This window comes from Vibrio sp. 99-70-13A1 (assembly GCF_013114625.1).
Lineage (GTDB): Bacteria > Pseudomonadota > Gammaproteobacteria > Enterobacterales > Vibrionaceae > Vibrio.
In genome coordinates this window covers 1-10,271 of sequence record NZ_VTXD01000060.1, presented here as the reverse complement: position 1 = coordinate 10,271, position 10,271 = coordinate 1, and the positions used below count along the sequence as shown (strand labels likewise).

Here is a 10,271-nt window from a genome sequence, read left to right as displayed (position 1 = left end):
CCAACAGAATGGTAATGAATTGACTGTGCCAAATAACCGAAGTTATTCGTATTGGTCACTCAGTTCATTGAAACCAAATTGATTTCCGAGGAAATCTTGTTTTGCTAATGCAAAACAAATTTTGATATTCATCAACGAGTGCCCACACAGATTGATAGGTTTAAATTGTTAAAGAGCTTCTCTTCTTGGTAACTCACATCACTTCGGAAGAGGCGGCTATTCTAGCTATTTAAATCTCAGTGTCAAACACTTTTGAAATTTAATTTCTACTTTTAAAAAGTAGAAGCGAATTATCGCTTTAAGCTAGCAACCTAACTAACATTCTTCGTTGAAGCCTTGTGGCGTCTACCGTGTCAGTGAGGCGGCATTATAGAGAACCTCGTCATATTGGCAAGCTTTAATTTAAGATAATTGCAAAAATAGAGGCTAACTGGCAAATAAACGACCAAACATCTATTTTATTACATTTAACCCCAATTCAAATACACCATACCCACAGACTTATCCACAAACATCATATTTTCTTAATCATCCAAAGTAAAAAAAGCAGCCTGAAGGCTACTTTTTAAATCATTAACATCAAATACCAGATCCGTGTGACTCTCCATCATCTTCATGAAGACCACATTCTCGCTTCAATCCATTAAATCGTGTTTCTTCTTCAGTCATGCCTGGTTCCCACTTTTTCGTAGTGTGAGTATCGCCAATTGACAAATACCCTTGCTCACGTAGCGGGTGATACTGAAGATTATGTTTCTCTAAGTAATAGTGCACATCTTTATTCGTCCAGTCGATAACAGGTAAGAATTTGAAAACACCATTTTGTAGAGACAGTATTGGAAGGTTAGCACGTGATTGAGATTGCTCACGCCTCAATCCAGAAAACCAAGTCCCAGCTTCTAGTTCATCTAGCGCTCTTCTCATTGGTTCAACTTTATTGAGTTTATTGTATTTCTCTATTCCCTCTATACCCTGCTCCCACAACTTACCATATTGAGCTTCTTGCCAATTAGGGCTTTGGTGCGATCGAAACACTTGTAGGTTAAGGGTGAGCTTATGACTTAACTCATCAATGAAGCGATAGGTTTCTGGGAACAGATAGCCAGTATCGGTAAGGATAACTGGAATATCCGGTTTAGCCTGAGTCACTAAGTGCAGCATTAACGCTGCCTGAATACCGAAGCTAGAAGAAACAACATGCGTCCCTTCTAAATTTTCTAATGCCCATTGGACTCTTTCTAATGCAGTTAGCTGCTCTAACTCAGAATTAATTTGCCCAAGACGAAGTATCTGCTCCGTCTTAGTTAATGTGAGTAGTTCTGCTAACTTCAATTTTGAAGCGACAGAGTTATGCATGTAGATCCCTCTTAGAAATAATCACCTCTTCGATGATTCCAGCTCGGATAGTGAAGTCACCAAAGCCTTCATTCTCCTCACGCTCTTTAGACCAACGATCCACCAGCGAATCAATTTCTTCTAAAATTTGAGCTGATGTGATGTTCTCTTTATACATCTTAGGGATACGCGTACCTGCTTTATTACCACCTAGATGCATATTGTAGCGGCCAGGAGCTTTACCTACTAAACCAAGTTCTGCCAACATTGCACGACCACAACCATTTGGACAGCCTGTAATACGAAGAATGATATTGTCGTCTTCAGGCAAACCATGCTTCTTAAGAATGTCTTCAACATCAGTAACAAACTCTGGAAGAAAGCGCTCAGCTTCTGCCATTGCCAGAGGACATGTAGGGAAGGCAACACACGCCATCGAGTTTTTACGCTGCTCTGATACGGCATCATCCATCAGACCATATTGACGAGCTAATCCTTCAATTACTTCTTTTTGATCTTCAGGGACACCAGCCACAATTAAGTTTTGGTTTGCTGTCATACGGAAATCGCCTTTATGGATTTTCGCGATTTCTGCAACACCAGTTTTAAGAGCCTTACCAGGAAAATCCAGCAGACGACCATTTTCAATAAATAGTGCTAAATGGTGTTTACCATCGATCCCTTCAGCCCAACCGATACGATCACCACGTTCAGTAAATTCATAAGGGCGACTCTGCGTAAACTCAACGCCAGCTCGTTTTTCAACTTCAGCTTTAAATACGTCGATACCAACACGATCTAGTGTGTATTTGGTTTTAGCATTCTTACGATTTGAGCGATTACCCCAATCTCGTTGAGTCGTTACTACAGCAGCAGCTACATCTAACGTTTTTTCTAATGGCACGAAACCGAAATCATCAGCTTTACGTGCATAAGTAGAAGTATCGCCATGAGTCATCGCTAGACCACCACCGACTAATACGTTAAAGCCTACTAACTTTCCATTATCTGCAATCGCAATGAAGTTCAAATCATTAGCATGAACATCTACATCATTTTGCGGCGGAATCACTACCGTCGTTTTGAATTTACGAGGAAGGTAGTTACTGCCTAAAATTGGCTCTTCATCTGTGGTCTCTAGTTTCTCACCATCTAGCCAAATCTCCGCATACGCTCGAGTTTTTGGCAGAAGGTGTTCACTGATCTTTTTCGCCCACTCATAAGCTTCTTGGTGAAGTTCAGATTCAACAGGGTTAGTCGTACACAAAACATTTCGGTTTACATCGCCAGCTGTCGCAATCGAATCAATACCAATACTATTGAGTGTTTGGTGCATCAACTTAATATTTGGCTTTAAAACACCGTGGAACTGGAATGTTTGACGCGTAGTTAAACGAATACTTCCGTAAGACGTACTTTCATCTGCGAACTTATCAATTGCTAGCCACTGAGTTGGAGTGATAATTCCGCCAGGCATACGCGCACGAAGCATCACATTATGCAGAGGTTCTAGTTTCTGCTTAGCACGCTCATTACGAATGTCACGGTCATCTTGTTGATACATACCGTGGAAACGGATCAGCTGGAAGTTATCAGCCTTAAATCCACCAGTGATTCTATCTTGTAAATCTGCTTCAATCGTACCGCGAAGATGGTTACTTTCTCTCTTTAAACGTTCATTGTCAGAAAGAGGACCTAATACTTGTCCTAATACTTCTTGTTTGCTCATTAGTACACATCCCTTTGGTAACGCTTCGCTTTGCGTAAATCATTAATATATTGTTCAGCTTGCTCACGCTCTAACTGACCTTGCTCTTGAGCAATTGTCACTAGTGCATCATGAACATCTTTCGCCATACGAGTTGCATCACCACACACGTACAAGTAAGCGCCATCTTGCAGCCATTGCCACACTTGTTCTGCTTGCTCAAGTAAACGGTGTTGAACATAAACTTTTTCATTCTGGTCTCGGCTAAATGCAACATCGAGACGAGTTAACACACCGGACTTAAGATACTTCTGCCATTCCACTTGATATAAGAAATCTTGAGTAAAGGTACGGTCACCGAATAACAACCAGTTTTTACCTTCCGCTTCGCGGTTTTCACGCTCTTGAACAAAACTACGGAACGGAGCAATACCAGTACCAGGACCAACCATGATGATTGGAGTGCTGTCATCTTGTGGAAGCTTGAAGTTATTGTTGTTTTCAACGAACACTTTAACTTCTCCACCTTCTTCTAGGCGTTGAGATAAGAAACTTGATGCGCCGCCGAAACGAGTCTCTTCACCTTTTTGGTATTCGACTAGACCAACCGTTAGGTGAACTTCTTCATCAACTTCTGCTTGGCTAGAAGCAATTGAGTACAATCGAGGAGTAAGCTTACGCAATAACCCTTTCAATTCTTCAGCTGATAATTTAGTTTTCTTTTCAGCTAATACATCAACAACTTGAGTATTACCTGCGTATTCACGTAATTTATCTTTATCTGCCACCAGCTTTTCTAGCTTTTTACTGCCAGATAGCTCTGCGAATTTGGTCACTAACTGTAGATTAGATGAAGTGATTTCATATTTACTGACAAGTGCGCTATGGATAGAAAGACTCTCACCATCGACTTCAATGCTTTCAACACCAGATAAACCAACCTTAGCTAGAATTTCATTCGCTAGATCAGAGCTGTTTTCATACCACACACCAAGTGCGTCGCCAGGTTGGTAAGTAATACCTGATTCATCTAAATCAATTTCGATATGACGAACATCTTTACCTGAATCTCGACCTGTGATTTTCTGGCTTGTCAGTAAAGTCGCTGTATATGGATTTTGTTTCGTGTATTGGGAGTGCCCAGGAGCAGCTTGCCCAACAGGCAATTGAACAACTTCAGCTTCACTACCAGAAGAAAGCGCTTCTTTAACGGTTTCTAATGCTTTGGCATTCCAGTCACTTGCCGACTCTTCATAATCAACATCACAATCAATACGGTCAATGAAAGGTGTCGCACCTAATTTAGCAAGGTAACTATCAAAGTCTTTACCTGTTTGGCAGAAGAATTCATAGCTAGAGTCCCCTAATCCAATCACACCATATTGCAGGTTGGGTAGCTTAGGCGCTTTCTTTGATTGTAAAAACTCATGCAACTCAATAGCGTTATCAGGCGCTTCACCCTCGCCATTTGTTGATGCTACGAAAATAACGTGCGTTTCTTTCGCAAGGTTTTTACCTTTGTAATCACTTGCATCAAACAGTTGAACTGAAATACCTAATGCTTTGGCTTCAGCTTCTAAAGTTTCAGCAACGCCTTTAGCATTACCGGTTTGAGAAGCGAAGATAATAGAAAGCTTACCTGCAGGTTTCGCAGCAACTGCGGCAGCAGCATGTGCGATAGGCGCAGCAGCTCCGACAGGTTGAGATTGACTCACTCCCCAAAGGTAACCACTCACCCAAGCAAGCTGTTGAGGTGATAATTCAGAAACGGTTTGTTGAAGTTGACCAAGTTGTTGGTCATTTAAAGGTGCAGCTAAGCCAGGTAGCGATACCGAAGCAGCGTTTCCTGATGACTCATTATTTTGTAAAGATTCTTTTTTGTGTAACGACATGGTCACGACATCCCTAATCATTGCGTGCCGTTAGATTAACCACTCCTCTTAATAACAAGAAAGAATAGATAAGTATGTTTTATAACTTTTTGGAAGTAAGAAGCCTGTAAACTCAATATATTCACTTATTTTCAATACGCACTTGCTGAAAACCAACCGCCATAGCTGATTTAGAAGCCAGATCTAAGTCATCATAATGGCACTCTCCACCATGGGTATCCGTTAATAATACAAAGCCACCACTTAGGTGCCTAAACTCCACAACCCAAGTCCCTTCTTGTATTGAGGGTTCTATAATGGCTTCTACTAACAAGTTTTCTCTGTATAAATTTCTCAGTTCATTGAGAGTCATAGTCTATCCTTCCTTCAAACCCTAACTTAAACGCTCGGCAATACGTTCAACTTTAAGGATGGTAGAAAGTCATGAATGTGCTAACTAATTCCAGAACGATATAATCAATAGATATAAAAAAACGCCACTTAATAAAGTGACGTTCTAAAAACAAGCCAATAATAACTTAGAAGCGCAGCTCTGCACCCATAAACCAACCATCGACCATCACGAAAGATTTACCAGCGTCTGAAGTGAAGACTTCATCTGAATCTAGGTCGATAACTCTATAACCGCCTCGAAACGCAACTTCAGAGTCAACAACAGGTAAGCGATATTGAACACCAGCCATTAAATCAGTGCTTTTAATACCTTTACTGTCACCAAATTCCATTGAGCCAATAAAATCAATATTCGTTTTAGGTACGTTTATCTCAGCACCGCCATAAAAGCTCCAAGTTAATTCGTCAAAATCCGACTGCCCACCATTTACAGGTTCAATATACTTGGAACCAGAATACTGAGTCACCGTGATACCAGCATCAAAATGCATTAGGTCATGATCGAGTACATTGTAGTAAAAGGTATAATCGTATTTATCGAATGCTAAGTCACTAGAGTCAATCGTGGTGTAGCGAATGCTTGCGTTGGGAAGCATTGGAAATTTATGTTCAAATGCAAAATACAGCGAAGGTGAACTCGAGTCGTCTTTTCTGACTTCATTCAACTTAGTGCTTCCCCACCACATGTCAGCCCCCACTTTTCCTTTATAAAAAGAATCAGTTTCAGTCGCTGCGAAAGAAGAAGCATTAAAAGACAACAAGCCTACTAACGCAACCAACGGTAGTTTATTCATTTGAGATGGCTCCGATTTTATTTGGTGCCAGCACATGGCACTTTCAATCAATTAATGAACAAAATTCTACCACATATCTTTAAAGCGAGACGACAAACATTAGCGTCAGCTGTATTTAACGAGTCGAGTAGACAAAGTTCTTAAAGAACCAAACACCAAGAGCAATCACAATAAGCCAAGGTAAAAGTTTAAGCACGACACCCATCATGCCTAAAACAAACATCACAATTAATGCGATAGCGGTTGCAACTAGGACCGTCATAAAAGTAATACCGGTAACCAACAGCGTTGCGACAAAAATTAAAACAAAAATCAATTCAAACATTCTTATTCTCCTAACTTAGCTAATTCACTACACTTAAGACATTGCAGCATCCATACCAAGTTACACAAAGAAATAAAAACCATATAAATCAACAAAATAAAAAGCCACACCTATTTAGGCGTGGCTTCTTCACTTTATGGGAGAGGTAAATTTAGCCTTTAGTGGCAAAATTCACACTCAAAAATATTCTATACATTAAGCTCTTTAGGGATTTTAGCGAGAGCCGTTTCTATTACTTCTATTCCAGAGCCTTTCTTATGCGCATTTTCACTAATGTAGCGACGCCATTGTCTTGCCCCCGGCATACTTTGGAACAAACCAAGCATATGACGAGAAATGTGCCCAAGGCTCGCGCCATTTGATAACTCACGCTCAATATACGGATACATTTCTTCAACCACTTGTGAGCGCTTCTTGATTGGCGTGTCTAAACCAAAGATTTGCTGATCGACTTCAGCCAAGATAAACGGGCTATGGTAAGCCTCACGACCGATCATCACACCATCAAGGTGTTGCAAGTGCTCTTTAGTTTGCTCAAGAGTAGTAATACCACCATTCACCGCAATCACAAGATCAGAGAAATCTTTCTTGATTTGGTATGCGCGATCATAATCTAAAGGTGGGATCTCACGGTTCTCTTTTGGGCTTAGACCACTTAACCAAGCTTTGCGTGCATGGATAGTAAATTGCTCGCAGCCGCCTTTTTCAGAAACCGTCGAAACAAACTTAGTTAGAAACTCATAAGAATCTTGGTCATCGATACCAATACGCGTTTTCACAGTGATTGGAATATCAGCCACTTCTTTCATTGCGCTTACACAGTCAGCCACTAGCTCTGGTTCAGCCATTAAGCACGCACCAAAGCGACCATTTTGAACACGATCAGAAGGGCAACCCACATTAAGGTTAACTTCATCATAGCCACGCTCTGCCGCTAACTTAGCGCAAGCCGCTAAATCAACCGGGTTTGAACCACCAAGCTGCAAAGCGATAGGGTGTTCCTGCTCACTGTATTGAAGGAAATCACCTTTACCATGAAGGATTGCACCTGTCGTCACCATCTCGGTATACAAAAGCGTCTGCTGTGAAAGCAAACGGTGGAAATAACGACAATGGCGGTCAGTCCAATCAAGCATTGGAGCAACGGATAAGCGGGATGATGGATACATATTTGATACCTCTTAGAAATTCAACGATATAGCTCATAGCACACCGCTTTATGTGTTAGCTGTTCTTAGTGCTGAGAGAATGAACTATCACCCTCGGTTCAACATAAGGCGGGGGATTATACAGCCCTACCAGTATTGCTTCAATCATAAGCAGTCTTGGCACGCTCCCTTTCATTTCAGATCTAATTGCCAAATCTGAGCTCCTAATTGGTTTCGATAATTTCTATCAATATTCATACCTCCTAACCAGGCATAAATAGATTTATATCTAATATTGTCAGATTTTATTCTAAAAAAAGTACTATCCACGATCTAATGGTTCTCCTTATGTCCATTAAACCCATAAGCAAACCTGAATATAAAAAGGACGTATGATTAATGAAAAGAATAAATTTCTTAACAGCAGCGATTATCGTAGCTTTGGTTGGTTGTGGTGATGATGATGACTCTCCATCGCAAACCATTGATGACGCATTTATTCAAGAGAGCGTAACCGCAACTCAAGGATTGACTCGCAATTTGATGTCTCCGAGTGTTGGTGAAATGTGGGAGTATGGGAGTGACGAATCCTTCGCTCGTACAGGTGGCTCATATTGTGGAGGAGGATCTTGCCTTGATGATGTTGGCATGAGCACGGAAGAGCACCAAACTGCATTGGCTGCGCTTGGTGCTTTGAATATACAAGAAGGTAAAACTCTAAGATACCGAACGGAGTCTGATGTGAACGGGGTTTCATCTACTGCTCCAATGAGTGATGACGGTTATAGCCGATTAGTAACAGTTTTCATCAATGATAATGAACATTTAACACCTGAACGCCGCGCCCTAATTGTGGATGCTGTTGAGACAATCGAGGCACAAGTAGGCGTTAAAATATTCAACGATGAAATCTTGGATGTAAACTTGGCACAATTCGATCCTGATTTTTACCTAAACGAAGAACGCAAGTTTAAAGAAGCTATTGAATCTGGTGGTGAGTATTACGATACTGCAAAGCAGTACCGCAACTTGTGGAAGGGTCATACATACAACAGCGACAAAACACGTAGCTACGACGCAGACACCACTACGCACACAGATGTAGACCACCCTCAATACGGTAACGTTATTGAAACCGACAGCTATGAAGACATCGTTGATTACTATGGTGCTCGTGGTGCAATCACTATCTCATACGGTACGACTCACACGGTGTTAGATCCTTCATATTGTAACTACTATAAAGCTAACCATAGTACGTTCCCATTTTATGGTGGTGACACGGGCTTCAAGATTGATGACAAAGCCTACTTCACCAACAGCAACTGGCACATGGTTAATCTAGGTAGCCATAACAGTATCTGTAAGAATATGAACACCATCACTAAAGACATTATCATTCATGAATTAGGTCACGCACTAGGTCTTGGGGCTCACTTTAATGGCTTCGGCATGGACGGAATTTGGGATGAGCGAGCAATCGCCGTTTTGAAAGCTATCTACCATAACCCAGTGGCAACACCAATCAGCGAACTAACAGTTGTTGAGTAATAACCTCGCATAAGTCAAAACAAAACGATGCCACTTGGCATCGTTTTTTAGGCAGTAACTATGGGGGTAATTTCTACTCTTGATTAACACAAAAGCATAAAACCAACGCGACCAACAATGATAACCATCACTATCTAAATCAAGTGCCCCTAAACAGATATTGCCAAAAGCACACAACCACTACCTAGTAAGATAAGGCATTAATAGCGGCAACCTTAACCTTTTCCGTCAACCAAATAATAGATGGGTCAAGGTTCCTAGATTTTGACCAATACACACACGCCCCAACTTTCTGCTCTAAAAAATTATTATCCAAAATTTTTAAATTAAATACGTCCGAGTTTTTTTCCACCATTTTACGCGTAAAAATAGCTAGGTTATTACTACTTTGAACAGAAGATAGTAACCCCCAATAACTCGCAACTTGTCTTTTCACTTTTCGTTTTTGCAGCAGTTGAATGCTCGAGGGTAATAAACTCTCGAAAAAACTATGATTACCAGAGATACTTGAAAGTGTAACGTGTTGATGTTCTAGAAACTCACTCTCGCTTATCGTATTTTCAGAAAATGCAGGATGATTTTTCCGACAGACGATAACTAACTCATCATCATAAATCATGTGGGAAAGTATTGATGATTCAGTATCAGAAGAACCTTCTAGTGAGAGATCAATCGTACCTTGCCTCAGCATATCTTTGGTTTCTTTTGTACTGTGATTATCAACTAAAATCGTCACATACGGAGCTTCATCTTCAATTTCCTTAAAAAGCTCGGGGATTAAAGTGTGCTCAAATAGACTGATGGTTGATATTTTAAATACACGCTTACTCAAACTAGGATCAAATCGAGTCCTCGTCGCAGATAGTGCATCTAACTTTAAAATTGCATCAGCAATATCTGGGTAAATTTCTAACGCAAATGCTGTCGGTCTTACGCCTAACTTCTCCCTAATGAAAAGTGGATCGTTATAAATATCTCGCAGCTTTGAAATGCTTTGACTCACCGATGGCTGAGTTATCCCTAACCGCTTCGCCGCGTTAGTATATTGTTTCTCTTCCACTACTGCTGCAAAAACAGCCAGCAAATAGTACTCATTAAAATTCATATGGATTATTAATATAAATA

General features: G+C 40.7%; 9 protein-coding genes. 1 reads left to right on the top strand and 8 read right to left on the bottom strand.

The genetic code is table 11. The features are described from left to right. Positions 1-579: 579 nt before the first annotated feature. The 7 genes from F0226_RS21570 to dusA form a co-directional block, all read right to left on the bottom strand. On the bottom strand, positions 580-1,356 hold the full coding sequence (locus F0226_RS21570) for a phosphoadenylyl-sulfate reductase (RefSeq protein WP_171737562.1): 777 nt from the start codon (positions 1,354-1,356) through the stop codon (positions 580-582). Then, on the bottom strand, positions 1,349-3,064 hold the full coding sequence (gene cysI / locus F0226_RS21565; protein WP_171737561.1) for an assimilatory sulfite reductase (NADPH) hemoprotein subunit: 1,716 nt from the start codon (positions 3,062-3,064) through the stop codon (positions 1,349-1,351). The genes F0226_RS21570 and cysI overlap by 8 nt, the downstream gene beginning before the upstream one ends. Next, entirely contained in the window at positions 3,064-4,935 is a 1,872-nt protein-coding gene (locus tag F0226_RS21560) for an assimilatory sulfite reductase (NADPH) flavoprotein subunit (RefSeq protein WP_171737560.1), read from the bottom strand. The genes cysI and F0226_RS21560 overlap by 1 nt, the downstream gene beginning before the upstream one ends. Positions 4,936-5,056: 121 nt before the next feature. After that, a complete protein-coding gene (locus F0226_RS21555; RefSeq protein ID WP_137374117.1) occupies positions 5,057-5,287 on the bottom strand; it encodes a hypothetical protein in 231 nt (76 codons plus the stop codon). Positions 5,288-5,453: 166 nt separating this feature from the next. Further along, entirely contained in the window at positions 5,454-6,122 is a 669-nt protein-coding gene (locus F0226_RS21550; protein WP_171737559.1) for a TIGR04219 family outer membrane beta-barrel protein, read from the bottom strand. 115 nt (positions 6,123-6,237) lie between these two features. Next, positions 6,238-6,447 carry an envelope stress response protein PspG gene (gene pspG / locus F0226_RS21545; protein ID WP_171737558.1) on the bottom strand — a complete coding sequence of 70 codons (210 nt, stop codon included), beginning with the start codon at positions 6,445-6,447 and terminating at the stop codon, positions 6,238-6,240. A 188-nt stretch (positions 6,448-6,635) separates the two neighbouring features. Beyond that, the gene (gene dusA, locus F0226_RS21540) at positions 6,636-7,616 is read right to left on the bottom strand and encodes a tRNA dihydrouridine(20/20a) synthase DusA (protein ID WP_171737557.1); all 981 of its coding nucleotides are present in this window, start codon (positions 7,614-7,616) and stop codon (positions 6,636-6,638) included. 378 nt (positions 7,617-7,994) lie between these two features. Between dusA and F0226_RS21535 the strand changes: the two genes are divergently transcribed. Further along, a complete protein-coding gene (locus F0226_RS21535; RefSeq protein ID WP_171737556.1) occupies positions 7,995-9,146 on the top strand; it encodes a hypothetical protein in 1,152 nt (383 codons plus the stop codon). Positions 9,147-9,330: 184 nt separating this feature from the next. On the opposite strand, the gene F0226_RS21530 is transcribed toward F0226_RS21535, so the two are convergent. Next, a partial coding sequence (locus F0226_RS21530; RefSeq protein ID WP_216606698.1) for a LysR family transcriptional regulator occupies positions 9,331-10,271 on the bottom strand: 941 nt, incomplete at its 5' end.